This is a genomic window from Flavobacterium fluviatile (genome assembly GCF_010645065.1).
Taxonomy (GTDB): Bacteria; Bacteroidota; Bacteroidia; order Flavobacteriales; family Flavobacteriaceae; genus Flavobacterium; species Flavobacterium fluviatile.
This window is the reverse complement of sequence record NZ_JAADZW010000007.1, coordinates 23,469-46,786: the sequence shown is the minus strand read 5'-3', so window position 1 is coordinate 46,786 and position 23,318 is coordinate 23,469. Positions and strand designations below refer to the sequence as shown.

The 23,318-nt window shown below is 34.4% G+C and carries 26 protein-coding genes and 1 pseudogene; 16 read left to right on the top strand and 11 right to left on the bottom strand.

The annotated features are described in order from the left end of the window. Positions 1 to 94: 94 nt before the first annotated feature. From def to mazG, 3 genes are all read left to right on the top strand, one after another. Entirely contained in the window at positions 95 to 685 is a 591-nt protein-coding gene (gene def / locus GXM17_RS09545) for a peptide deformylase (protein WP_163399107.1), read from the top strand. A gap of 39 nt (positions 686 to 724) precedes the next feature. Next, positions 725 to 1,204, top strand: coding sequence for a DUF5606 family protein (locus GXM17_RS09540; protein WP_163399106.1), 480 nt, complete (start codon positions 725 to 727; stop codon positions 1,202 to 1,204). Positions 1,205 to 1,301: 97 nt separating this feature from the next. Further along, positions 1,302 to 2,072, top strand: coding sequence for a nucleoside triphosphate pyrophosphohydrolase (mazG, locus tag GXM17_RS09535; protein WP_163399105.1), 771 nt, complete (start codon positions 1,302 to 1,304; stop codon positions 2,070 to 2,072). On the opposite strand, the gene GXM17_RS09530 is transcribed toward mazG, so the two are convergent. From GXM17_RS09530 to prfB, 6 genes are all read right to left on the bottom strand, one after another. Continuing rightward, positions 2,067 to 2,753, bottom strand: a complete 687-nt coding sequence (locus tag GXM17_RS09530; RefSeq protein ID WP_163399104.1) for a Crp/Fnr family transcriptional regulator — start codon at positions 2,751 to 2,753, stop codon at positions 2,067 to 2,069. The two genes, mazG and GXM17_RS09530, sit on opposite strands and share 6 nt — an antisense overlap. Positions 2,754 to 2,921: 168 nt before the next feature. Further along, positions 2,922 to 3,344, bottom strand: a complete 423-nt coding sequence (locus tag GXM17_RS09525; protein ID WP_163399103.1) for a DoxX family protein — start codon at positions 3,342 to 3,344, stop codon at positions 2,922 to 2,924. Positions 3,345 to 3,464: 120 nt separating this feature from the next. Continuing rightward, positions 3,465 to 5,093, bottom strand: a complete 1,629-nt coding sequence (locus tag GXM17_RS09520; protein WP_163399102.1) for an acyl-CoA carboxylase subunit beta — start codon at positions 5,091 to 5,093, stop codon at positions 3,465 to 3,467. A 135-nt stretch (positions 5,094 to 5,228) separates the two neighbouring features. After that, a complete protein-coding gene (gene lpxD, locus GXM17_RS09515) occupies positions 5,229 to 6,227 on the bottom strand; it encodes a UDP-3-O-(3-hydroxymyristoyl)glucosamine N-acyltransferase (RefSeq protein WP_163399101.1) in 999 nt (332 codons plus the stop codon). 567 nt (positions 6,228 to 6,794) lie between these two features. Continuing rightward, complete coding sequence (gene msrB, locus GXM17_RS09510; protein ID WP_163399100.1) at positions 6,795 to 7,241, bottom strand: peptide-methionine (R)-S-oxide reductase MsrB; 447 nt, start codon at positions 7,239 to 7,241, stop codon at positions 6,795 to 6,797. A gap of 108 nt (positions 7,242 to 7,349) precedes the next feature. Further along, a protein-coding gene (prfB, locus tag GXM17_RS09505) for a peptide chain release factor 2 (protein ID WP_163399099.1) occupies positions 7,350 to 8,448 on the bottom strand; the annotation gives its coding sequence in 2 pieces (ribosomal slippage) (positions 7,350 to 8,384 and positions 8,386 to 8,448; 1,098 coding nt in all). 139 nt (positions 8,449 to 8,587) lie between these two features. On the opposite strand from prfB, the gene GXM17_RS09500 reads away from it, so the two are divergent. Next, complete coding sequence (locus tag GXM17_RS09500) at positions 8,588 to 9,607, top strand: threonine aldolase family protein (RefSeq protein WP_163399098.1); 1,020 nt, start codon at positions 8,588 to 8,590, stop codon at positions 9,605 to 9,607. Positions 9,608 to 9,687: 80 nt separating this feature from the next. Here GXM17_RS09500 and GXM17_RS09495 read toward each other — a convergent pair whose 3' ends face one another. Further along, a complete protein-coding gene (locus tag GXM17_RS09495) occupies positions 9,688 to 10,008 on the bottom strand; it encodes a YbaB/EbfC family nucleoid-associated protein (protein WP_163399097.1) in 321 nt (106 codons plus the stop codon). Positions 10,009 to 10,154: 146 nt separating this feature from the next. Between GXM17_RS09495 and GXM17_RS09490 the strand changes: the two genes are divergently transcribed. Both GXM17_RS09490 and capA read left to right on the top strand, forming a co-directional pair. Continuing rightward, on the top strand, positions 10,155 to 12,215 hold the full coding sequence (locus GXM17_RS09490; protein ID WP_163399096.1) for a S9 family peptidase: 2,061 nt from the start codon (positions 10,155 to 10,157) through the stop codon (positions 12,213 to 12,215). A 70-nt stretch (positions 12,216 to 12,285) separates the two neighbouring features. Next, on the top strand, positions 12,286 to 13,326 hold the full coding sequence (capA, locus tag GXM17_RS09485; protein ID WP_163399095.1) for a cysteate synthase: 1,041 nt from the start codon (positions 12,286 to 12,288) through the stop codon (positions 13,324 to 13,326). 74 nt (positions 13,327 to 13,400) lie between these two features. Here capA and GXM17_RS21995 read toward each other — a convergent pair. Next, positions 13,401 to 13,739 (bottom strand): annotated as a pseudogene (locus tag GXM17_RS21995) (TlpA family protein disulfide reductase); the annotation flags it as partial. Here GXM17_RS21995 and GXM17_RS21780 point away from each other — a divergent pair. Further along, positions 13,669 to 13,863, top strand: coding sequence for a hypothetical protein (locus GXM17_RS21780; RefSeq protein ID WP_244307368.1), 195 nt, complete (start codon positions 13,669 to 13,671; stop codon positions 13,861 to 13,863). The pseudogene GXM17_RS21995 and the gene GXM17_RS21780 overlap by 71 nt on opposite strands. Here GXM17_RS21780 and GXM17_RS09475 read toward each other — a convergent pair. From GXM17_RS09475 to GXM17_RS09465, 3 genes are all read right to left on the bottom strand, one after another. Then, entirely contained in the window at positions 13,806 to 14,567 is a 762-nt protein-coding gene (locus GXM17_RS09475) for a DUF4369 domain-containing protein (RefSeq protein WP_163399094.1), read from the bottom strand. The genes GXM17_RS21780 and GXM17_RS09475 overlap by 58 nt on opposite strands. Before the next feature lie 260 nt (positions 14,568 to 14,827). Further along, the gene (locus tag GXM17_RS09470) at positions 14,828 to 15,268 is read right to left on the bottom strand and encodes a KTSC domain-containing protein (protein WP_163399093.1); all 441 of its coding nucleotides are present in this window, start codon (positions 15,266 to 15,268) and stop codon (positions 14,828 to 14,830) included. 351 nt (positions 15,269 to 15,619) lie between these two features. Next, a complete protein-coding gene (locus tag GXM17_RS09465) occupies positions 15,620 to 15,865 on the bottom strand; it encodes a hypothetical protein (protein WP_163399092.1) in 246 nt (81 codons plus the stop codon). Between the two features lie 86 nt (positions 15,866 to 15,951). On the opposite strand from GXM17_RS09465, the gene GXM17_RS09460 reads away from it, so the two are divergent. The 9 genes from GXM17_RS09460 (at position 15,952) to GXM17_RS09425 (ending at position 23,190) form a co-directional block, all read left to right on the top strand. Then, positions 15,952 to 16,494 carry a hypothetical protein gene (locus tag GXM17_RS09460; RefSeq protein ID WP_163399091.1) on the top strand — a complete coding sequence of 181 codons (543 nt, stop codon included), beginning with the start codon at positions 15,952 to 15,954 and terminating at the stop codon, positions 16,492 to 16,494. Beyond that, positions 16,494 to 16,640, top strand: a complete 147-nt coding sequence (locus GXM17_RS21560; protein ID WP_167522115.1) for a hypothetical protein — start codon at positions 16,494 to 16,496, stop codon at positions 16,638 to 16,640. The genes GXM17_RS09460 and GXM17_RS21560 overlap by 1 nt, the downstream gene beginning before the upstream one ends. A gap of 80 nt (positions 16,641 to 16,720) precedes the next feature. Beyond that, positions 16,721 to 16,954 (top strand): hypothetical protein, encoded by a 234-nt coding sequence (locus tag GXM17_RS09455; protein WP_163399090.1) that lies wholly within the window; start codon positions 16,721 to 16,723, stop codon positions 16,952 to 16,954. After that, the gene (locus GXM17_RS09450) at positions 16,944 to 17,324 is read left to right on the top strand and encodes a YchJ family protein (RefSeq protein WP_163399089.1); all 381 of its coding nucleotides are present in this window, start codon (positions 16,944 to 16,946) and stop codon (positions 17,322 to 17,324) included. The genes GXM17_RS09455 and GXM17_RS09450 overlap by 11 nt, the downstream gene beginning before the upstream one ends. A 107-nt stretch (positions 17,325 to 17,431) precedes the next feature. Next, positions 17,432 to 18,550, top strand: coding sequence for a vWA domain-containing protein (locus tag GXM17_RS09445; protein ID WP_163399088.1), 1,119 nt, complete (start codon positions 17,432 to 17,434; stop codon positions 18,548 to 18,550). Positions 18,551 to 18,724: 174 nt separating this feature from the next. Beyond that, on the top strand, positions 18,725 to 20,188 hold the full coding sequence (locus GXM17_RS09440) for an AAA family ATPase (protein WP_163399087.1): 1,464 nt from the start codon (positions 18,725 to 18,727) through the stop codon (positions 20,186 to 20,188). Positions 20,189 to 20,310: 122 nt separating this feature from the next. Continuing rightward, a complete protein-coding gene (locus tag GXM17_RS09435) occupies positions 20,311 to 20,985 on the top strand; it encodes a response regulator transcription factor (protein ID WP_163399086.1) in 675 nt (224 codons plus the stop codon). Between the two features lies 1 nt (position 20,986). Then, positions 20,987 to 22,390: a sensor histidine kinase gene (locus tag GXM17_RS09430; RefSeq protein WP_163399085.1), complete on the top strand. Its 1,404-nt coding sequence runs from the start codon at positions 20,987 to 20,989 to the stop codon at positions 22,388 to 22,390. A 77-nt stretch (positions 22,391 to 22,467) separates the two neighbouring features. Further along, positions 22,468 to 23,190 (top strand): adenine nucleotide alpha hydrolase family protein, encoded by a 723-nt coding sequence (locus GXM17_RS09425; RefSeq protein ID WP_163399084.1) that lies wholly within the window; start codon positions 22,468 to 22,470, stop codon positions 23,188 to 23,190. The last annotated feature ends 128 nt before the right edge of the window (positions 23,191 to 23,318 follow it).

Sequence of the window (23,318 nt, the reverse complement as noted above, 5' to 3'; positions counted from 1 at the left end):
CAAATGGTCATTGACTATTTTTTACTATTTTTGACTGCTAAATGTGAAGAATAGAGTAATTTTTCAGTCAATAAAAATAAATAATACGACATAGATGATTTTACCAATTGTAGGATATGGGGATCCTGTTTTAAGAAAAGTTGGTGAGGTGATTCCACCGGATTATCCAAACTTAAAAGAAACAATAGCAAACATGTACGAAACCATGTATAACGCTTATGGTGTAGGTTTAGCCGCACCCCAGGTAGGTTTTGCAATTCGTTTGTTTGTAATTGATACAACACCTTTCAGTGATGATGAAGATTTGCCTTCTAAGGAGCAGAAAGATTTAAAAGGTTTCAAGAAAACGTTTATCAATGCCAGAATTGTTAATGAAGAAGGCGAGGAATGGAGTTTTAACGAAGGATGTTTAAGCATCCCTGATGTTCGCGAAGATGTTTACAGAAAACCAACAGTTACACTTGAATACTGTGAAGAAGATTTTGTAATGAAAACAGAAGTTTTTGACGGTCTGATCGCAAGGGTGATTCAGCATGAATACGACCATATTGAAGGTGTTTTATTTACAGATAAAATCTCATCTTTAAAGAAACGTCTGATTCAGAAGAAATTAAAAAATATTACTGAAGGAAAAACTTTCCAGGAATACAGAATGAAATTTGCATCTGCTAAAAAAGGAAGATAATATAATACACCAAAAATTCTTAATACTAATATAATAAACATGAATTTAGACAAAATTTTAGCCATTTCAGGAAAACCGGGACTATATGTATTAAAGGTGCAGACTCGTACAGGTTTTGTGGCAGAATCACTATTAGACGGAAAAAAAATTACTGTAAACTTAAAAAGTAACGTAAGTTTATTGTCTGAAATTTCAATTTATACTTACGAAGGAGAGAAACCTTTAACAGAAGTAATGCAGCGTATTGCTGTTAAGGAAAACAAAGAGCAGGCAATTTCACATAAAGAAGATAATGCAAAATTAACGGCTTATTTCAAAGAAATTTTGCCGGAGTACGATGAAGAAAGAGTATATCCGTCTGATATTAAAAAAGTATTAAACTGGTATAACATGCTTCAGGTAAAAGGTCTGGTTACAGATGAGGCACCTGCTGCAACTTCAACATCTGAAGAAATTGCAGTTGAAGAACCGGTAAAAAAAGCTCCCGCCAAAAAAGTAAAAGCTAAAAAAGAAGAATAATAGTTTTTACATTCAAATATATTAATCCTGTTAAGATGTTTTCCTGACAGGATTTTTTACTTTTACAGGATTCTGTTACAATTAAAAACTTCAAAAAATGAGCAAAGAACTTCAGCTTAAAGCCTTCGAAAGATTACTTATTATCATGGATGAACTGCGTGAACAATGTCCCTGGGATAAAAAGCAGACTTTGCAGACACTTAGACATCTGACTATAGAGGAAACTTATGAATTAGGAGATGCTATTTTAGATAATGACCTGAATGAAGTTAAAAAAGAACTAGGGGACTTATTGCTTCACATCGTATTTTACGCTAAGATAGGTTCTGAAACGAATGATTTTGATATAGCTGATGTATGTAACGAAATCTGTGATAAGCTGATTCATCGCCATCCTCATATTTATAGTGATACAGTTGTGAAAGACGAAGAAGAAGTCAAACAGAACTGGGAAAAACTAAAGCTAAAAGAAGGGAAAAAGTCTGTTTTGGAGGGAGTTCCGCAAAGTTTGCCTGCTTTAGTTAAAGCCAGCCGAATCCAGGATAAAGTAAAAGGCGTTGGTTTTGACTGGGAAGAACCGCATCAGGTTTGGGATAAAGTGCAGGAAGAGTTAGAGGAACTACAGGTTGAGGTTAAATCCGGAAATCAGGATAAAATTGAAGCGGAATTTGGAGATGTTTTGTTCTCGATGATCAATTACGCCAGATTCTTAAATATAAATCCCGAAGACGCCTTAGAACGTACCAATAAAAAATTCATAAAACGCTTTCAATATTTAGAAAATAAAGCCGGAGAATTAGGAAAACCATTAATGGAAATGACTTTGGCTGAAATGGATGTGTTTTGGAACGAAGCTAAAAAACTATAATTGCTCAGCTAGTTTTTTTAAGGCTTTTACGTTTTTTAGTATAATTTTTTTACCTGCTAATTCGATCAAATCCAGTTTGTTAAATTCAGATAGTAGCCTGATGCAGCCTTCTGTGGTAGTGCCAATCAAGCTACCCATTTCTTCCCGTGTCAGTTGAATTTTAAGTGTTTTGTCCGGGTTTTCACCAAATTCAGCCTGTAGATGCAATAAGGTTTCTGCAAGTCGTTGCTTTACTGTTTTTTGGACGAGTGCAATTTTATCGTTTTCAGATTCTTTCAGATCTTCACAAACAGATTGCATCAGATTCAGTGAAAACTGGTTGTTGTTATTAAAGAAATGAATAATTTCAGATTTGGGAATGAAACAAACCTCCATGTCTGCGATTGCCTTTGCTGATAAATTTGCAGGTTCATTGCTGATCATAGAACGCTGTCCTAAAAGCTCTCCGGATTTTACCAGTTTTATGATCTGATCTTTTCCGTTGGCACTTAATTTGGAGAGTTTTCCAACACCGTCTTTTATACAAAAAACACCATTAGTTATTGCTCCTTCCTCAAAAATTGCTTCTCCTTTTTTTATTTTGTAGGTCGTTTTACTATTGGCCAACTTCACGACTTCTTCTTTATTAAGGGCTTTTAAAGAAGAAAGTTGGCGTACAATACATTGGTCACATTTATTCATAGCAAAAGTATAAACTGCAAAATTAACCAATAATCGCTTTAGGAGGTGAAAGCAATTTGAAAAACACAGATAAAAGAAAATGAATAAAGCGTTTGCAACGTGGCTGTTTTATATAGATTCGCTGCAAATTTACAATGAACTTTAGTTTTAGTGACAGCATATTGTTTGTTATTGCTGCATTTTGAAGTAATAATCGGCTGAATGTTTTCCGCCGCCATAGAACAGGAAGAATATGCAAAGCAATAATGTTATTATTGCTAAAATAAGACTCTCGGAGTGCATGCTACCCATAAAATTTACAAGTACGGCACCAAATAATATAGGGAGCTGAGCTGCAATTGCCCAACGGGTCAGTAGTCCAAAAACAATCATTATCCCTCCAATCATGTGAGCCGGGGCGATATAATGTAAAAGAAACATTCCGCCGCCATACTGATCAACAGGAGAAATCAAATCATGCAGGTACTGCGTATTTGTGACAAATGAAACTCCTTTCATGAATAAAAAAACACCCAGTACGATACGTACTAAATCCAATGGTAAATAAGTGTGTGCATTTGCCCACTTATTCAAACTTTTTACATTTTCCATGATGTTGAGGATTAAAATTATATACTAAGTTACTGATTTTTAATTGTATATTTATTTTTAACACCTTGAAAATGAGTTTTTTGCTTTTTATTTAACGTATTGTTGAGAAATCCTGAACATTTATACCTGAATTACTCCTAAATTGAATGCTTTTTGAATAGGAGCGTGATTGGCAGCTTCAATTCCCATAGAAATCCATGTACGGGTTTCTAACGGATCAATGATAGCATCTGTCCACAACCTTGAAACAGCGTAGTAAGGTGAAGTCTGTTCGTCGTAACGTGCTTTTATTTTGTTGAACAACTCCGTTTCTTTAGTCTCGTCTACTATTTCTCCTTTCGCTTTAAGCGAAGAAGCCTCAATTTGCGCTAATACTTTTGCTGCCTGAGTTCCGCCCATAACGGCAAGTTCTGCACTTGGCCAGGCAAAAATTAATCTCGGATCATAAGCTTTTCCACACATGGCATAGTTTCCTGCTCCGTAAGAATTTCCAACAATAACCGTAAATTTTGGTACAACCGAATTACTCACAGCATTGACCATTTTAGCACCATCTTTTATGATTCCGCCATGCTCAGATTTTGACCCAACCATAAAACCTGTAACATCCTGAAGAAAAACTAACGGAATTTTCTTTTGATTGCAGTTGGCAATAAAACGGGTAGCTTTGTCAGCACTATCCGAGTAGATAACACCTCCAAACTGCATTTCGCCTTTTTTGGTTTTGACGACTTTTCTTTGATTCGCAATAATTCCAACAGCCCAGCCGTCAATTCTGGCATAGCCTGTAATTAGAGATTGTCCGTAACCTTCTTTATAAGCTTCAAATTCAGAATTATCAACCAAACGTTTAATGATTGCCATCATATCGTACTGCTCGTTTCTGGCTTTTGGCAGGATTCCGTAAATATCATTTGGCTCTAAAGCAGGTTTTTCAGCTTTGATTCTATTGAAACCTGCTTTATCGTAATCTCCAATTTTATCTACAATATTTTTGATTTTATCTAAAGCATCCTTGTCGTCTTTTGCTTTATAATCGGTCACGCCTGAAATTTCGCAGTGTGTAGTTGCACCACCTAAAGTTTCATTGTCAATAGTTTCGCCAATAGCAGCTTTCACCAAATAACTTCCGGCAAGAAAAATACTTCCGGTTTTATCAACAATCAAAGCTTCGTCGCTCATGATAGGAAGATATGCACCACCGGCAACACAGCTTCCCATAACGGCAGCAATTTGAGTTATTCCCATACTGCTCATTTGCGCATTATTTCTAAAAATACGTCCGAAATGTTCTTTATCAGGGAAAATTTCATCCTGCATGGGCAAATAAACCCCGGCACTGTCTACTAAATAAATAATTGGCAGTCTGTTTTCCATAGCAATTTCCTGTGCCCGTAAATTTTTCTTTCCGGTGACAGGGAACCAGGCACCGGCTTTTACAGTAGCATCATTAGCAACAACAATACACTGTCTCCCTCTGATATACCCTATTTTGATTACCACTCCTCCCGAAGGACACCCCCCATGTTCAGCATACATTCCTTCGCCTGCAAAAGCTCCGATTTCAATACTTTTTGAATTTTCATCCAATAAATAAGCAATTCTTTCACGAGCCGTCATTTTGCCCTCAGCATGCAGTTTTGCGATTCTTTTTTCGCCTCCGCCCAATTTAACTTTAGCAAATTTTTGTTTTAATTCTGAAAGGAGTAATTTATTGTGATCTTCGTTTTTATTGAAGTTTAAATCCATAAGATATTGATGTTTTTACAAAAAAAGTGTTGGCTAATTTACAAAATAGAAGTTAATTCTGAAAGATTATAAACGCCCGTAAACAAAAAAAACAGAAGTTTGAGCTTCTGTTTTTTAGATAAATATTTAGTTAAATTATTTTTTAGAATCTGAAACCATTCTTTTTAAAATAGCCCATTGTTTTAAAGCATCCCGGGCTTCAACGGCAGGATACCCCAGCATTGTTTTTCCTGCAGGAATATCTCCGGTAACACCAGAACCGGCTCCAACAACAGCTCCGTCACCAATAGTAGTATGGTCTTTTATTGAAGCGCTTCCGCCAATAATAACCCCGTTGCCTAAAGTTACAGAACCGGCTAAACCGCTATTTCCGGCCATAATACAAAACTTTCCTAATTTACTGTTATGGCCAATTTGAACTAAATTATCAATCTTACATCCGTCCCCAAGAATAGTGGAACTGAATTTTCCGCGGTCAACGCACGAATTTGCACCAATTTCAACTCCGTTTCCTATAATTACATTTCCAATTTGCGGAATTTTTACTAAGCCTTTTTCTTTGCACGGACGAAACCCGAAACCATCAGCACCAATTGTGGCATTTGGATGAATAATACAGTCACTGCCGATATGACAACGTTCACGGATTACAGATCCTGACCAGATAACGGTATTTTTTCCAATTGTACATTCGTCCAGAATAGTAACATTTGGATAAATAGTAACATTAGCTGCAATTTGTACATTTGGTCCAATGTAACATCCTGCTCCAATTTTACTTCCTTCGCCAATTATAGCTGTCTCATCAATAACTGCTGTTCTGTGAATTTCATTATGAAATACCGGACTTGGCGGAGCAAAAAGGGCCAAAATTTGTGACATGGCCAGATCGGCATTTTTTACCTTAATAAAAGCACGATTTGCTCCTGGTTCAATAGAAATATCTTCATTAACAACCGCTACGGAGGCTTTTGAAGCTTCCCATAATTTCTCGTATTTTTTATTTCCTATAAAAGAAATTTCAGAACTCGTTGCCTTTTCTAATTGTTCTGTAGCTGTAATACATTGGGAAGTAGTGCCGTAAATTACACCATTAATGACTTCGTTAATTTCTTGAATTGAATAGGATTTCATCTATTGAATTAAATTTATTAAGGTTAATTTTTGCCAAATAAAATGAATTAGATTTGAATTACCTAATGCTGTTTTGAAGTTTTTTAAATATATTTTTAAATTAAAGTTTTTAAATTAATTTTTTAACATTTATAATACTGAATTAATAATTGTTTTTTCAAAACATAAGTATTTTTTAATTTTTTATTTTCCTTAAGATGAATTTGTCTAATGAATTTTATTTATGTTTATTAGTTAAGATTTTTTTTGTTTAATTATCTGATTTAAAGCATGTTGACATGTGTTTGTGGGCTTGATTTAACCACTTATAATCTTTTGATAAATCTCAGTAAAATTTTTATTTTAAACTTTTTATATAATTCTCGTTCATTCTAAGAATAAATAAGGCGAATTGGGTAATTTTATCTGTAATTTGTAGATTAACATTCTGTATATGAAACATTAATAAGATAAAGTTTAAAAATAATTCGCTAAAAGTGATTTTAGTCTATTTGTGCTGTCTTAAAATTAGTTTAAACAAAAAAGCGACTCATTTTTAGGATGAATCGCTTTAAATTATCAATTTTATTACTCTTTTGTTTTTGAGAGGGAAACAGCATTGATGCAATACCTTAAACCGCTTGGAGGTGGGCCATCAGGAAAAACATGACCCAAATGAGCATCACATGTATTGCAGACTACTTCTACACGAATCATTCCGTGTGATTTGTCAGCATGATATGCAATCGCATTTTCTTTGACTGGCTGGGTAAAAGATGGCCAGCCCGTTCCTGATTCAAATTTTTCAGATGCATCAAAAAGCAAAGTGCCGCAGCATTTGCATTCATAAATTCCAGGTTCAAATAAACTGCACATTTCAGAACTAAATGATCTTTCGGTACCTTTTAAACGTGTAACGTGAAATTCTTCAGAACTCAGTAGCTCTTTCCATTCTTCTTCTGTTTTCTGCACTCTTTTATCCGGAGTTGGATTTCCTTTATTTGTAAAATGAATTACATCTGCCCATTTAATCATAATTTCTTCTTTTTAGTTGAATGTTTCAAGTTTTAAGTTTCAGGTTTCAAATTATCGTGAATACAAAACCTGCGACTGAATACTATAATCTGAACACTAAAATAATATTCACTCTTCCTCTTTTTGTCCCATCATCATTAAATAGGCTTTAAGGAAAGGGTCGAGATTTCCGTTCATAACGCCATCAACATCACTGGTTTCATAGCCAGTACGAACGTCTTTTACCAATTTATAGGGCTGCATAACGTAATTACGAATTTGCGAACCCCATTCGATTTTCATTTTTCCGGCTTCAATATCAGCACGTTGTGCCTGCTGTTTCTTTAATTCGATTTCATATAATTGAGAGCGAAGCATTTGCATAGCACGCTGTCTGTTGTCTTGCTGAGATCTGGTTTCAGAACACTGAATCTGGATTCCGGTTGGTTTGTGAACCAGCTGGACTTTTGTTTCAACTTTATTTACATTCTGTCCTCCGGCGCCGCTCGAACGCGATGTTGTAATTTCGATATCGGCAGGATTAATGTCAATTTCGATACTGTCATCAACAAGCGGATAAACGTAAACCGATACGAATGAAGTATGGCGTTTGGCATTACTGTCAAACGGAGAAATACGAACCAAACGGTGAACTCCGTTTTCACCTTTTAAATATCCGAAAGAATAATCTCCTTCAAATTCTAAAGTTACTGTTTTGATACCTGCAACATCACCTTCCTGAAAGTTAAGCTCTTTTATTTTATAGCCATAACTTTCGCCCCACATCATGTACATGCGCATCAGCATTCCTGCCCAGTCACAGCTTTCGGTTCCACCGGCCCCGGCAGTAATCTGAACGACGGCACTTAAACTGTCGCCTTCATCAGAAAGCATGTTTTTGAATTCGATGTTTTCAATGTGCAGCTGGGCTGTGTTGTAATTTTCATCCAATTCTTCAACACAAAGTTCTCCTTCTTTATAAAAATCATAAGCGAGCTGGAGTTCATCTGTCAGTTCGACTGCTTTGTTGTAATCTTCAATCCATTTTTTCTTGTTTCGAAGATTTTTCACAATCATCTCTGCTTCTTTTGGCTTGTTCCAAAAATCAGGAGCAAAAGTTTTTTCTTCTTCGTTTGCAATTTCGATAAGCTTGGCATCAACGTCAAAGATACCTCCTCAACGCACCAAGGCGCTCCACAATACCTTTTACTTGTTCGGCTGTTGTCATAAATTAATAATAGTTTTATATGTTTTTTTCAAATATTACGTTTAATTTGGTACAAGTTAAAATTTATTAAAACTCGCAGTTAATAACTGGCAGTAATACGTAATTTTGCTTTACAAAAATAAGATATAGTTTTTAGAATATGGAAATAAATTTAATCAGCGATACTATTACCAAGCCAAGCTACGAAATGCTTCAGTATATGTTCAACGCTCATGTTGGCGACGATGTATACAGGCAAGATCCGACGGTTATCGAATTAGAGACCAGAGTAGCTGAGTTTTTTGGTATGGAAGCTGGACTTTTTTTTCCGTCCGGAACTATGGCGAATCAAACGGCAATTAAACTGCACACACAACCTGGAGAACAATTAATTGCCGATAAATATGCGCATATTTATAATTATGAAGGTGGCGGGGTTTCTTTTAACAGTGGGGTTTCCTGCTGTTTACTGGACGGGGACCGTGGCATGATAAATGCTGGTCAGGTTGCCGCAGCAATAAATGATCCCGAGTTTTATCACAGTCCGTTAACAACTTTGGTATGTGTAGAAAATACTACCAATAAAGGAGGCGGTGCTTGTTATGAATTAGAAGATTTAAGAGAAATAAAAAAAGTTTGTGACGCCAATAATTTGAAGTTTCATTTGGATGGAGCCAGAATCTGGAATGCCCTGGTCGCAAAAAGGCAAAATCCGAAGGAATTTGGAGCTATTTTCGATACTATTTCAGTGTGTTTGTCAAAAGGATTGGGTGCTCCAATAGGGTCTGTTTTGCTTGGAACTAAAGCAGATATTCACAGAGCGTTAAGAATCAGGAAGATATTGGGAGGCGGAATGCGTCAGGTTGGCTATTTAGCTGCCGGAGGATTGTATGCCTTAGCGCATAATATTGAGCGTATGGCCGAAGATCATCGGAGAGCTAAGGAAATTGCAGCAGTTTTAAAAACAAAACCATGGGTGGCTGCAATCGAACCAGTAGAGACTAATATTTTGATTTTTTCATTGGCTGACGGATACAGTGACCAGCTTTTAATGGAAAAATTAAAACAGAAGAATATTTTAATAAGTTCAATGGGAAACAATAAGCTTAGGATTGTTACGCATTTAGATTATAAAGAAGTCATGCATACTTATGTGATTGAAACCTTGCAGAAGTTTTAGAAAAAAAGTTAAAAGTTATTGATTAAAGGTTAAGTGATTCAAAACTTTTAAAACTAATAACTTTTAACTAATAACTTTTATTACTTAAACAGATTATCCATTCCCGGAATAGACGGCATATCCATTCTTGCTACGGCATCCAATTCTCTTTCGTTAACGCTGGTTGCTTTTTCGATAGCCTTATTTAGGGTTACAATTAAATAGTCTTCCAGTTGTTCTTTGTCTTCAAGCAAAGAATCATCAATAGAAATTGTTTTAATTTTTCTGTTTGCTGTTAATGTTACTTTCAATAATCCGTCATTGCTTTGCTCATCAATTAAAACAGTGTCTAATCGTTTTTTTGTATCTTCAATTTTTTGCTGGGTTTCTTTAAGTTTCCCCATCATTCCCATTAAATCCATTTTTTGTTTGTTTTTTAATTATTTCATACAAAATTAGTATATTGCTGTATAAAACAATAGAATATTTTATGAAAAAATTAGTTTTCGTTCTGTTGTGATTATGCTATTTTTGCCTCTCGTAATAAAACTAATGCTTAATTAAATCAATGCAAAACGATATAGTCGCACCAAAAGCGAAAGAAATTCCAAAATCACTAAAAAAACATAAAGAAATCCGAATAGACAATTATTTCTGGCTAAATGACAGGGAAAATCCAGAAGTTATTGATTACCTGAATAAGGAAAATGAATATTATCAGAAAATGACTGCGCATACGAAAGATTTACAGGAATCTTTGTATGAGGAAATGAAAGCAAGAATTAAAGAGGATGATTCGTCTGTTCCTTATTTTTATAATGGTTATTACTATATTACCCGTTTTGAAACAGGACAGGATTATCCAATTTTTTCGAGAAAAAAAGGAAGTCTTTCTGCTAAGGAAGAAATTATGTTCAATTGCAATGAATTAGCAAAAGATCATGCTTATTTTAAATTAGGAGGTTTAAGTGTCAGTCCGGATAACAAATTTGCTACTTTTAGTGTTGATGTCATAGGAAGAAGAATTTACACCATTCAGATTAAAAATTTAGAAACCGGAGAGATTCTGCCGGAAAAAATCGGGAATGTAACCGGAGAATCAGTTTGGGCAAATGATAACAGCACCATTTTTTATGTCAGACAGGACGAAATTACTTTACGATCAGATAAAGTATTCAGGCATAAACTGAATTCAGATTCATCAACTGATGTTTTGGTTTTTAACGAGACAGATGATACTTTTAATGTTTCAATAAGCAAAGAAAAATCAAGAAAATATATTGTTATTGGCTCAGGCAGTACTTTGACAACCGAATACAGAATTTTGAACTCAGACAATCCGGATGGAGAATTTGAAGTGTTTCAGACACGCATTCGAGGTTTAGAATATAGCATTTCTCATTATGAAGATTCGTTTTATATTTTGACGAATAAAGACAAGGCAACAAATTTTAAGTTGATGAAAACGCCTGAAAACAGAACTGAGAAAAAATTCTGGAAAGATCTTATTCCGCATCGCGAAGATGTTTTACTGGAAGATGTTGAAATATTCAAAAATTATTTAGTAGTTGAAGAGCGTTCAGGTGGTTTGAATCATATCAGAATTATTTCCTGGAATGGTGAGGACGATTATTATTTGCCTTTCGGGAGTGAAACCTATAATGCTTATACAACAACTAATATTGATTTCGATACAGATATTCTGCGTTATAGCTACCAGTCACTGGCAACACCGTCGTCTGTAATTGATTTTAATATGAAAACCAAAACCAAAGAAATATTAAAAGAACAAGAAGTTTTAGGAGGAAAGTTTGATAAAAATAATTACATCGAAGAAAGAGTTTGGGTAACAGCGAGAGATGGTGTAAAAATCCCTATCTCAATGATTTATCGTAAAGGATTAGAAAAAGATGGTAAAAATCCGTTATTGCTTTATGCCTATGGTTCTTATGGGATAACTATGGATACTTGTTTTTCTTCTACACGACTTTCCCTGTTAGACCGCGGATTTGTTTATGCTATTGCTCATATTAGAGGAGGTGAAGACTTAGGAAGGCAATGGTATGAAGATGGAAAACTGTTAAAAAAGAAAAATACCTTTACAGATTTCATTGATTGCTCTAAATTTGTAATAAACGAAAAATACACTTCTGCGAAACATTTGTATGCTGAGGGTGGTTCTGCCGGGGGACTTTTAATGGGGGTAATCGCTAATGAGGCCCCGGAGTTATATAACGGAATTATTGCTCAGGTTCCTTTTGTAGATGTTGTTACAACGATGCTGGATGACAGTATTCCGCTGACAACAGGCGAGTATGACGAATGGGGTAATCCGAATAATAAAAAATATTACGATTACATGATGTCCTATTCTCCATATGATAATGTAAAAGAGCAAAAATATCCTAATATGTATGTTTCCACCGGATTGCATGATTCGCAGGTTCAATACTGGGAACCGGCTAAATGGGTAGCAAAACTTAGAAATCTAAAAACAAATAACAATATATTGTTTCTGGATACTAACATGGACGCTGGTCATGGCGGGGCTTCAGGGCGTTTTCAGGCTTTAAAAGACTTAGCAAAGGAATTTAGTTTTTTATTAGATTTAGAGAAAATTAAAAGCTAATTAGATTTTTTTTGTTAAATTTGCAACCTATCGGGGTTATTTAAAAATACCTTTGATTAACTATTTTTTTATGAAAGAAGAAATAAATGCTTATAATAATGTTTTAGAGTTAATAGGTAACACTCCACTTATTAAGCTAAATAAAGTCACCGAAGGTTTAGAAGGAAATTTCTACGCAAAGGTAGAAGCTTTTAATCCGGGACATTCGTCAAAAGATAGAATAGCATTATATATCATTGAAGAAGCGGAGAGAAGAGGAATTTTATCTCCAGGTGATACCATAATTGAAACAACATCAGGGAATACGGGTTTTAGTTTGGCTATGGTAAGTATTATTAAAGGCTATAATTGTATATTGGCAGTAAGTTCGAAATCATCCAAAGATAAAATTGACATGTTAAGGAGTCTGGGTGCAAAAGTTTATGTTTGTCCGGCTCACGTTTCAGCAGATGATGAAAGATCCTATTACAATGTTGCAAAACGTTTACATGAAGAAACAAAAGGATCTGTCTATATTAATCAATATTTTAACCAGCTAAATATTGATGCGCACTACAATACTACAGGTCCTGAAATATGGCAGCAAACCAAAGGACAAATTACCCATCTTATTGCCTGTAGCGGAACAGGAGGGACAATCTCAGGAACTGCAAAATTCTTAAAAGAACAAAATCCAAATATTAAAATCTTAGGTGTTGATGCTTTTGGATCAGTATTGAAAAAATACCACGAAACAAGAGAATTCGATACTAAAGAAATTTACCCGTACCGTATTGAAGGTTTAGGGAAAAACTTGATACCGTCTGCAACTGATTTCGATATTATCGATAAATTTATGAAGGTTACAGATGAGGAAAGCGCTCATACAGCCAGAGAAATTACGCGTAAAGAAGGTTTGTTTGTCGGATATACTTCGGGTGCTGTAATGCAGGCTATCAAACAATATGCAGAAGAAGGAGAGTTTACGAATGACAGTAATATTATTGCTATCTTTCCGGATCACGGTTCTCGCTACATGAGTAAAGTATTCAGTGACGACTGGATGAATGAACAAGGATTCTTTGATAGTGTCAATGAAGAAGAAGCTCAAAAAATTGAATTTGTAAAGTAATAAGTTTACTTTTAAGTATAAAAAAACTCCAGATGAAAATCTGGAGTTTTTTGTTTCTATTATTTATTATGTTTTTATTTAGCTAAAAGCTCTAAAATTTTTGCTCTTAATTCAGATCCCCTTAAGTCCTGTGCAACGACTTTCCCTGATGCGTCAAGTATAAAGGTTGCCGGGATAGATTCAACTCCGTATTGCTTTGCAATTGGTTCGTCCCAGAATTTTAAGTTGGAGACGTGTGTCCAGGTTAAATTATCTTTTGCGATAGCTTCTTTCCAGGCAGACGCTTCCTTATCCAGTGAAACACCAATTATATTTAAACCTTTTGAGTGCAGTTCTTTATAAATGGCTACAACATTTGGGTTTTCTTTTCTGCATGGTCCACACCATGAAGCCCAAAAATCTACAATTGTTACTTTTCCTAAACTTTCTTTAAGCGATACTGTTTTGCCTTCAGGATTAGGAGCTGAAAAATCTGACCTTCATTTAGCGCTGCCAACCGGAGGAGCTGTCGCACCAACTGCAGGCATTTTCATTTGACCAATTTTTTCTTTAGTAGCTTTTCCGGGTTTTGTATTTTTCAAAGACTCATCCAAAGAGTTGTATAATGCCTCTGTTTTTTTGAAATCAGCAGATGGATCATTAGCCAAACTTTGAACAATTAAAACTGAAATAAAAGATTTTGGGTGTGATTCAGCATAAGCTGTATATTTCTTTTTTGATTCAGCCTGAACATCATTCTGAATAGCCATGTATTCCTTCATTAAACCATTGATAACTGCTGTGTCTTGTTTTTGTTGAGCAGTTTGCATAGCCTGAGTATTTTTTTTCTGAAAATCCATTAATCTTTTTTGAACTTTAGTAAGATCTTCGTTGAACTTTACATACTCATCATTGCTATAAGTTCCTGAAATTTTTGATTTATGGATACTATCTTTATCAACTTCAATTTTAATTTCACCTGTTTCTAAGATAAATGGTACCATACCCTGTACGTCCTGAACAATTAAGGTATGAAAAGCAGGTTCAGTAACTTTTCCTTTTATTTCGAATTTTCCGTTTTCAACTTTTACTGTATCAAGTGGCAAAGTAGCCATGGTTGTTGGATCCTGACCCTGAAGAATAATTGTTTTGCCGTTCTCGATTCCTTTTGCAGTTCCAGTAATAAGGAATTCTCCGTCTTTAACTTTGCTGCAAGAAATTATCGCTGCAGAAGCGATAAGTAAAAAAAGTATTTTTTTCATTATAAAAAATTAATTAGTTAATTGATTTGTGCAACAAAAGTATTTAAAAATATAAAACTTCAACAATTTTACTACCTAAAATTTTGTTATAGTTTTTTTGGGTTCAAATGGCTAGTTAATAAGGTATTAATGGTTGTTTATTTATATTAAGAACAACCCTTTGATGTACTATTAAGAATCAAATTGAACAATTTGATGTTTTTTGGGTATAAAAAAAGCATTCTGAGTCCAGAATGCTTTAAAAATATGTATTGTGAAATTTATTCCTGATTTGTTTTCTTTCTCCAGGTAAAAGAGTTTAAAATATGTCTTTTTGCAAATCTTGCTGGAGAATCAGCATTTACCATTTTCACGTAAGTTGCTTTAGGAACGCTAATGTATTCATAAACGCTTCCGTTAGAGAAATCAATAATTAAACGGCCTTCTACAAATTTGAAATCAGTAATTGTACAAGTTGAGATAGTCTCGGTATATTCAGGTAAATTAAGTTTAATGGTATCAGGGTGAATACTTACTAAAAAGTGGTAAGCCTCAATGATCGTTTTACTTTTTTCTTCTGCCTCTTTTAAACCAGCTTCATTTCCCACAAATTTATCAGGATGAGATTCCTTCATCGCATTACGATAAATTGTTTTTAAATCTTTTAGCTCTACAGTTTTTTCTACGTTTAGTAACTTGCGGTATTCAACTATTTTTTTCATAAATAAAAGGTAACTACTTGTCTATTAGTTTGAAATCGATATTAATTAGTTCAAATTGACAAATTTTTTGCAAAGGTACACTTTTTTTTAACTTTTTAGTTTTGATCGAAAAAATATTCAGGAAAGTTGGTTTATTAAAACGTTAACTTTGTTTTTTTAACTGCAAAGCACGCAAAGTTTTTTTAGGATCATTAAAAATTAAAAGTTCGCAAAGCTGTGTCAACACATAACTTTGCAAACTTTTATATTAGGTATGCTTAGATTCTTAATTTTAAAAAACTGCCGTACTTTGCGGTTAAAAAAATACCTTCCGGCAAACAACCAGAAACAAGAAAAACCAGAAACAAAAAACTATTCCGGTTTATGATTGGCCTTGTCGAAGTTTCTGGATTTTTTAGGGTATTTATCGTAGCTTATATCGCTTGGATTTTCAATAATGGATTTTATTGTAATCCAATCACCCTCTTTAAATTTAGCCTGAACCATTTTATAGTCTAAAAGATATTCACCACAGAAATAATTATTATTTTGATCTTTTTCTATAATCCCTGTAAAAACTCCTTTTTGTGGCATTTTTTGTTCTGAATCTTTAGACATAGTTTTTTATTTTAAAATTGAAGCTGCAAAGTTAATCAATTTAGGTTTGTTTTAGGGAGTTCTTGACAATCTGAGTATATTTGTACATGCAAAAAAACTTTAAGCCACATCCAAATTCTTTTAAAAACACCTTTTGTGTTTTTAATGAAGTGCTTCCAGATGCAATTGAAGGTTTGAAAAAGCAATTTGAAAGTAAAGCAGGAAGTACGTATTATTATACTGAAGAAGGAATGTACCGCGTTTCGAATCATTGGGGAAGGCTGGCGAATAGTAAATGGCGTTTAATAGCCCGAAATCCTGAAACGGAATCTAAAACCAAAGTAGGTTTTGCAAAATGGGAAGAATTTTATCCGGATAATGCCGAAGAGAAATTGTATTACCTTAAAGCAGATTTCGAAAATAATCTTGCCAATTACGAGCATAGAAATAATCCTGAATATGATGGAAAGGCAATTTTAAGAACCAGTTTTGGAACCGCAAAAAAGTTAAAGCAGATTCGGAATTTACAGCAATTGACTTCGTGGGCAAAACATTTTGATTACGATAATATTGACGATTTAAGAAAACAGATTATCAACGAATTGATTTTTACGGAGAAAAGTTTAGAAGAAATTAAAAGAGAAATATAATGGGACGCAATAACGAAAAGAACATCAAAAAGCACAATGACAAATTGCACAAAGCCCAGGCAAAAGCTAAACAAGCTGAATTGGTTCGTAAAGAAAAACTGAAAGAAATAGTAAAGAAGTTTAACGAAAGTAAAAACGAAGAGTAAAAATATTTGTTTCAAGTTTCAGGTTTCACGTTACAAGTTGAACCTGAAACTTGAAACCTAAAACTTGAAACCAAAAAAACATGAATACAAAATTCGAAACTTTAAAAGCAAGTGTACAGGAAATTATAGACCTAATTGCTGCAGAAAATAACAGGGAAGCTAATAATAAATTATTGGAAGTAAGTGAAGTGTTGGATGAAATGATCGATTTTGCTGAAGAGGATGAAGAAGTGAGAGAAATCACTCGTTATCAGGTTTTACTGAATCAGCTTCACGTAAAAATTAATGGTGAAGAAGCGGTTGATGAAGAGTAAAAAATGCTTTTGCGACACAGGTCTGCTGTTTGAAAATTGCTGCGGATTATATCTTGGAAATAATAAAAAAGCAGCTACAGCTTTGGCTTTAATGCGTTCCAGATATTCGGCGTATGCAACCCATAATGCTGATTATCTTCTGGAAACCACTTATTTTTCAGAAAGAAAATATTATACTGAGCCTGAAATTTTAAGATGGGCGGTTTCCAATAAATGGCAGAAACTTGAAATTTTGAGTTTTACTGAAAATACGGTCGAATTTAAGGCGTACTTTTTAGATTCAAATAGTAAACCACAAGTTCATTATGAATTTTCTACTTTTAAATTCGAAAATTCCACTTGGTATTATTTGGATGGAAAGTTTGAATAATTATTATATTTAACGCTGTTAGCTCTAGTTTTTGGTTGTTTATTTTAACTAAAAATTAATAAACAATTCGTTTTTCATAATTCTAAAAAAACGTAATTTTAAAAATTATGAAAAACGAATTTAAAAAAGGCTTTTATTTTAAGACTTACGAAGCTCCTTTTCAGTCTCCGTTTGAAAAACTTTTTGGCATTTTCAAAGAGCTGATCACCCATACCTCGGGGGATTTTGACGAAGCTATAGACTGGCTTCGTGAACTGGATAAAGAATACAAACTAACTGATGAGAACTACACAATTGAAGATTTTATCGAAGATCTCAAGAAAAAAGGATACATAAAAGACGAAGTTAAAAATGACGGAAGTCCCGGTTTAGGAATCACAGCCAAAACAGAAAGAGCGATTCGTCAGCAGGCTTTAGATCAGATTTTTGGAAATTTAAAACGTGCCGGAAACGGAAATCACAAAACCAAACATGCCGGAAACGGTGACGAGCATACAGGAGAGTTTCGTGAATTTAATTTCGGAGACGGCTTAGAGCGTATTTCATTGACAGAAAGTTTGCGAAATGCCCAAATCAACAATGGTGTAGAAAGCTTCATGCTGACCGAAAATGATCTGGTTGTGGAGGAAACCCAATTCAAAGCACAAATGAGTACTGTTTTGATGATAGACATCAGTCATAGTATGATTTTGTATGGTGAAGACCGGGTTACACCTGCCAAAAAAGTAGCCATGGCTTTGGCTGAATTAATCACCACGCGTTATCCAAAAGATACTTTAGATATTCTGGTTTTCGGAAATGATGCCTGGACAATCCCAATCAAAGATCTACCTTATCTGCAGGTTGGACCTTATCATACCAATACGGTTGCCGGTTTGCAGTTGGCGATGGATATTCTTCGAAGAAAGCGAAATACCAACAAACAGATTTTCATGATTACCGATGGAAAACCAAGCTGCGTTCGCGAACGTGATGGTTCGTATTATATGAACAGCAACGGTCTTGATGAATATATTGTCGATAAATGTTACACACAGGCGCAGCAGGCAAGAAAATTACATATCCCGATTACTACTTTTATGATTGCAAGGGATCCTTATTTACAGCGATTTGTGAATCATTTTACCGAAGCAAATCAGGGGAAAGCATTTTACACCGGATTAAAAGGGCTGGGCGAAATGATTTTTGAAGATTATGAGACCAATAGGAAGAAAAGGGTTAAGTAAAGGTTCTAAGTTGCTTAGATTCTAAGTCTCTGAGGTACAAAGTGACAAAGGATTCTTTTAAGGCCAAATAAATGCAGCGCATATCGTAGAGAATCACTGTAGTGCGTCTACGCAAAGTGAAGACAAAATGTTTTGCTTTCGGAAAAATAAAAAATAAAAATTTACATCAATACAATGGAAATAAATAACATAAATACATTAGGTCAATTAAAGGCTTCAGGATATATCACAAAATCGATTAAAGACGAATTACGAAATAATCTTCGAGAAAAAATTAAATCAGGAAAACCGGTTTTTGAAGGTGTGCATGGTTTTGAAAATACTGTAATTCCCGAATTGGAACGCGCCATTTTATCTCGCCATAATATCAATTTATTAGGGCTTCGCGGTCAGGCAAAAACTCGTCTGGCCCGTAAAATGATAGAATTATTAGATGAATATATTCCGTTTGTTTCGGGTTCAGAAATTAATGATGATCCGCTAAATCCAATTTCCCGTTTTGCCAAAGATTTAATTGAACAAAAAGGCGATGAAACTCCAATTTCATGGTTACACAGAAGTGAGCGCTTTTTCGAAAAATTAGCAACGCCTGATGTAACTGTAGCCGATTTAATCGGAGATGTCGATCCGATTAAGGCAGCAAATTTAAAGCTGTCTTATGCAGACGATCGTGTTATTCACTTCGGAATGATTCCGAGAGCGAATCGCTGTATTTTTGTAATCAACGAATTACCAGATTTACAAGCAAGAATTCAGGTAGCATTATTTAATATTTTGCAGGAAGGCGATATTCAGATTCGTGGTTTTAAATTGAGAATGCCTCTTGATATGCAGTTTATTTTCACAGCAAATCCGGAAGATTATACCAATCGCGGAAGTATCGTAACACCTTTGAAAGACAGGATAGGTTCTCAAATCCTGACACATTACCCGGAAAGTGTCGCTATAGCAAGAACTATTACAGAACAAGAATCTAAATTAGACCAAAATCAAACTGATATAGTTCATGTTCCAAATCTGGCAAGGGATATTTTAGAGCAAATTAGTTTTGAAGCCCGTGAAAGCGAATATATCGACAACAAAAGTGGTGTAAGTGCGAGAATGAGCATTACAGCTTTTGAAAACTTAATAAGTACAGCAGAACGTCGTGCTTTGATTTCTGGTGTTGATAAAACCACATTACGTTTATCAGACTTTATCGGAATCATTCCGGCAATAACCGGAAAAGTAGAATTGGTTTACGAAGGGGAGCAGGAGGGAGCAGCTTATGTGGCACAGAGTTTAATTGGTTCCGCAATTCGTACTTTATTTTCTGATTATTTTCCGAAGATTGAAAAACTTGAAAAACCAGGAGAAAAAACCCCATATTCAGATGTGATCGAATGGTTTTTTGCTGAAAGCGGATTCGAATTATTAGACGAAGCTTCAGATGCTGAATATTATGCTGTTTTAGATGAAGTAACTCCTTTAGATACTTTGATAAAGAAATACCAGCCACAATTGGATAATAAAGACCAATATTTCATGAAAGAATTTATTTTATGGGCTTTGGTAGAGTATAAAAAATTGAGTAAAGACCGTTTTGCAACCGGACACCAGTTTAAAGATATGTACGGAAGTTATATTAGTAAATTGTAACCCAATAATTTTATTAAACCTGGCAATTGTATTCTTGCCGGGTTTTATTTTAGGGAAAGCTTTCTTTTTTAGTACGATATTTTCAATTCAATCCTTATTTTTGTTTTTCAATACTTATGTAAATGAAATTACTCATAGTCGAAGACGAACCAAATCTGCTTTCTATTTTACGTAAAGGATTCGCTGAAAACAATAACGACGTCAGTGTTGCACTTGACGGTACAACGGCATTAGAAATGATTCATAATTATACTTTTGATGTAGTAATTTTGGATGTAATGTTGCCGGATATCAACGGAATCGAAATTTGCAGGAGATTGCGGGCTGCCAAAAATTTTGTTCCGATTTTGCTTTTGACAGCTTTGGGAACTTCTGAGAATATTGTAACTGGCCTCAATGCCGGTGCTGATGATTATCTGGTGAAGCCCTTTAAATTTGGTGAACTTGACGCAAGGGTAAACGCATTAAACCGTAGGGCTAATCTGGAAACAGAGAAACTGGATAGTATTATAATTGGCGATTTAGAAATAAATACAAATGCCAAAACCGTAAAACGCGAAGGGGAACCGATTATTTTAACAGCCAAGGAATTCAAATTATTGTATTATTTAGCTAAAAATACCGGTAAAATTGTTTCCAGAGACCAGATTTTAGATAATGTCTGGGATATCAATTTTGATATGAATACAAATGTGGTGGATGTTTATATTAATTATTTAAGAAAAAAAATAGACAAACCTTTTACAACCAAACTTATTCATACTATGAAAGGCTTAGGTTACGTTATACAGCCATAAAATGGATATAAGAAAAAAAATTACCTTTACTTATGTTGCTCTTTCTACCTTTAGTACATTGCTATTGTGTGTTATCGTTTTTGTATTGTTTCAGGAAAACAACAGATACCACTTCCTTAAAAGATTAGAAGACAGGGCAAAAATTGTAGCCTCCATTCATTTTCAGAATGACCCCGAAAAAAGCAAATATTACAGCAATCTCAAAAAAAACGGATTAGAAGAACTTATTGAAGAAGAAGAATATGTTCTTAAAATAAACAGTGCCAATAGCTTTGATTATAACACCAGGCTAAATTTGCCCAACAAGTTTTATTCAAATATCTTAAATACTGGAAAAGATTATTTTGAAATTAACAGCAAGTATTATTTAGGTCAGGTTTTTACAGAAAATACCCAAAAATATATTGTAATCGTCGGGGCAAGAGATCGTAGAGGAAAAACCACATCTGTCTATATAGCTAAAATATTGATTTTTGGAGGTGTTGGCTTTATAATTCTAGCTTTCTTACTAGGCAGATTATTAGCGATAAGAGTAATTAATCCGGTGGCAAGAATTACCAAAGAGGTAAACAGAATTAGTGCTTCTAATTTGCATAACAGGTTACCGGAAGTTAAAAACTCAGATGAGATTTCAGATCTTACACATACTTTTAATGATATGTTAGATCGCCTGGAGACTTCGTTTGAAATTCAGGCCAATTTCATCAATAATGCTTCCCATGAATTAAAAACCCCTATAACCACTATCATTGCTGAGTCTGAAATTATGCTTCTGAAGGAAAGAGCTGTGCCGGAATATATTCAGTCATTAGAAAATATTTACAGTCAGGCTTCGAGGTTAGGAAATTTAACCGAAAGTTTATTGAAACTGACACAAACCGGTTACGACGGCAAAAAACAAGTACAGGATATTGCCAGGATAGACGAGTTGTTAATGGATGTAAAATCAGATTTGGATAAAATTTACCCGGATAACCGTGTGAGCGTTAAACTTAATTTTGCTCCAAAGGATTCAAATTTATTATTGATTCCATGTAATAAGCCATTGTTGGAATTAGCTATTAACAATATTATCACAAACGGAGTGAAATACTCTGATAATAATGAAGTTTTTGTAACGCTTTCGGCTACTAACGAATGGATTAAAATTGCTATTAATGATATCGGAATCGGGATTCCGCCAGAAGATATTCCGCATTTGTATGAACCATTCTTCAGAGGTAAAATTGCAGCTAAATATATAGGTTATGGATTAGGACTTCCGTTAGCTTCAAAAATTATCAGGATGCATGATGGAGAGATACAAGTACAGTCCGAGCAAAATAAAGGAACCATTGTAACCATTGTTTTCCAGAAAGAGAATCCTAAAAGAGCTCTTATTAAAAATTCTAATATTGAATCTTAGGAAATTCTAATTTTAGATTAAGCAAGGTCTAATTTGCTTAAACTTAATTTGTATGTATAAACTAAAAGGTTATACATATGAAAAATTTCCTTATACCCACTACTTTAGAACTTGATACGATCAACGCTGTAAAATCGGCAATTAATCAGGCTAAAAACACCAATTGTGAGATTATTTTGATGATGGTCTCTGATACTCCTGATGCTTTTTCTTCTGCGCAATTTTTGCGTGAAATGAGAACTTCGCTTACAAAAAGCCAGGAAGAAGTTCTTGAAACGTGCCGGTACATTATACAACATACTGCAAATTGCAAATTGAAAGTTCACAACCAATACGGGCTTTCTGCATCTGTTTTTAAAGGCATTATTGATGCTTTTGCTGTTAAATTAGTTATTCTGACGCATTCATATAAACAAGAAACCAAACGAATTCACCAATATTTAGTAAAAATGGCAGGAAATCAAAAATGCCCAATTTTACATTTGGGTACCGAAGTAAACAAGGAAGATTTTAACAAAGCCCTTTATATAGAAAATTCAGGTGCTAATATGCATGTTAACGATGTACAGCAATTTTTAAGCGCTAATTTTTCATTTGAAATTGTAAGCCAGACAGCCAGTTTCGACAATAACTACGAACAATTTGCCCCTTATTTGTCTGAGGCTATTTCAAAATATGACATCGATTTATTAGTAGAAACCCGCAAAGGCGAAAAAATTAAATTCAAAAAAAATAAAAAGGAAAATATTAATAACAGAATGGGACTTCCGGTTCTGTCTCTTTACGAAGAATTGGCTTAATTGTTTTGTAAAATAAGTCCTTAGTGATTAGTCCTTAGTAATTAGCTATCCAGATTTTAGCTGTTTCTAAGTTTTTCGCCTGACTCAATTTTATAACAAGAGTAAATATAGTTTAAGGTTATTAGTAG

What these genes read in the sequence shown, in the direction of transcription:
- GXM17_RS09490 (WP_163399096.1), top strand. Translation starts at nt 10,155, where the DNA reads ATGCAAAACGATATAGTCGCACCAAAAGCGAAAGAAATTCCAAAATCA.
- GXM17_RS09525 (WP_163399103.1), bottom strand. Translation starts at nt 3,344, where the DNA reads ATGGAAAATGTAAAAAGTTTGAATAAGTGGGCAAATGCACACACTTAT.
- GXM17_RS09475 (WP_163399094.1), bottom strand. Translation starts at nt 14,567, where the DNA reads ATGAAAAAAATACTTTTTTTACTTATCGCTTCTGCAGCGATAATTTCT.
- GXM17_RS09495 (WP_163399097.1), bottom strand. Translation starts at nt 10,008, where the DNA reads ATGGATTTAATGGGAATGATGGGGAAACTTAAAGAAACCCAGCAAAAA.
- GXM17_RS09425 (WP_163399084.1), top strand. Translation starts at nt 22,468, where the DNA reads ATGAAAAATTTCCTTATACCCACTACTTTAGAACTTGATACGATCAAC.
- GXM17_RS09500 (WP_163399098.1), top strand. Translation starts at nt 8,588, where the DNA reads ATGGAAATAAATTTAATCAGCGATACTATTACCAAGCCAAGCTACGAA.
- GXM17_RS09430 (WP_163399085.1), top strand. Translation starts at nt 20,987, where the DNA reads ATGGATATAAGAAAAAAAATTACCTTTACTTATGTTGCTCTTTCTACC.
- GXM17_RS09450 (WP_163399089.1), top strand. Translation starts at nt 16,944, where the DNA reads ATGAAGAGTAAAAAATGCTTTTGCGACACAGGTCTGCTGTTTGAAAAT.
- capA (WP_163399095.1), top strand. Translation starts at nt 12,286, where the DNA reads ATGAAAGAAGAAATAAATGCTTATAATAATGTTTTAGAGTTAATAGGT.
- def (WP_163399107.1), top strand. Translation starts at nt 95, where the DNA reads ATGATTTTACCAATTGTAGGATATGGGGATCCTGTTTTAAGAAAAGTT.
- GXM17_RS09470 (WP_163399093.1), bottom strand. Translation starts at nt 15,268, where the DNA reads ATGAAAAAAATAGTTGAATACCGCAAGTTACTAAACGTAGAAAAAACT.
- lpxD (WP_163399101.1), bottom strand. Translation starts at nt 6,227, where the DNA reads ATGAAATCCTATTCAATTCAAGAAATTAACGAAGTCATTAATGGTGTA.
- GXM17_RS09460 (WP_163399091.1), top strand. Translation starts at nt 15,952, where the DNA reads ATGCAAAAAAACTTTAAGCCACATCCAAATTCTTTTAAAAACACCTTT.
- GXM17_RS09440 (WP_163399087.1), top strand. Translation starts at nt 18,725, where the DNA reads ATGGAAATAAATAACATAAATACATTAGGTCAATTAAAGGCTTCAGGA.
- GXM17_RS09530 (WP_163399104.1), bottom strand. Translation starts at nt 2,753, where the DNA reads ATGAATAAATGTGACCAATGTATTGTACGCCAACTTTCTTCTTTAAAA.
- GXM17_RS09465 (WP_163399092.1), bottom strand. Translation starts at nt 15,865, where the DNA reads ATGTCTAAAGATTCAGAACAAAAAATGCCACAAAAAGGAGTTTTTACA.
- GXM17_RS21560 (WP_167522115.1), top strand. Translation starts at nt 16,494, where the DNA reads ATGGGACGCAATAACGAAAAGAACATCAAAAAGCACAATGACAAATTG.
- GXM17_RS09520 (WP_163399102.1), bottom strand. Translation starts at nt 5,093, where the DNA reads ATGGATTTAAACTTCAATAAAAACGAAGATCACAATAAATTACTCCTT.
- GXM17_RS09445 (WP_163399088.1), top strand. Translation starts at nt 17,432, where the DNA reads ATGAAAAACGAATTTAAAAAAGGCTTTTATTTTAAGACTTACGAAGCT.
- GXM17_RS09540 (WP_163399106.1), top strand. Translation starts at nt 725, where the DNA reads ATGAATTTAGACAAAATTTTAGCCATTTCAGGAAAACCGGGACTATAT.
- GXM17_RS21780 (WP_244307368.1), top strand. Translation starts at nt 13,669, where the DNA reads ATGGCTACAACATTTGGGTTTTCTTTTCTGCATGGTCCACACCATGAA.
- mazG (WP_163399105.1), top strand. Translation starts at nt 1,302, where the DNA reads ATGAGCAAAGAACTTCAGCTTAAAGCCTTCGAAAGATTACTTATTATC.
- GXM17_RS09435 (WP_163399086.1), top strand. Translation starts at nt 20,311, where the DNA reads ATGAAATTACTCATAGTCGAAGACGAACCAAATCTGCTTTCTATTTTA.
- GXM17_RS09455 (WP_163399090.1), top strand. Translation starts at nt 16,721, where the DNA reads ATGAATACAAAATTCGAAACTTTAAAAGCAAGTGTACAGGAAATTATA.
- msrB (WP_163399100.1), bottom strand. Translation starts at nt 7,241, where the DNA reads ATGATTAAATGGGCAGATGTAATTCATTTTACAAATAAAGGAAATCCA.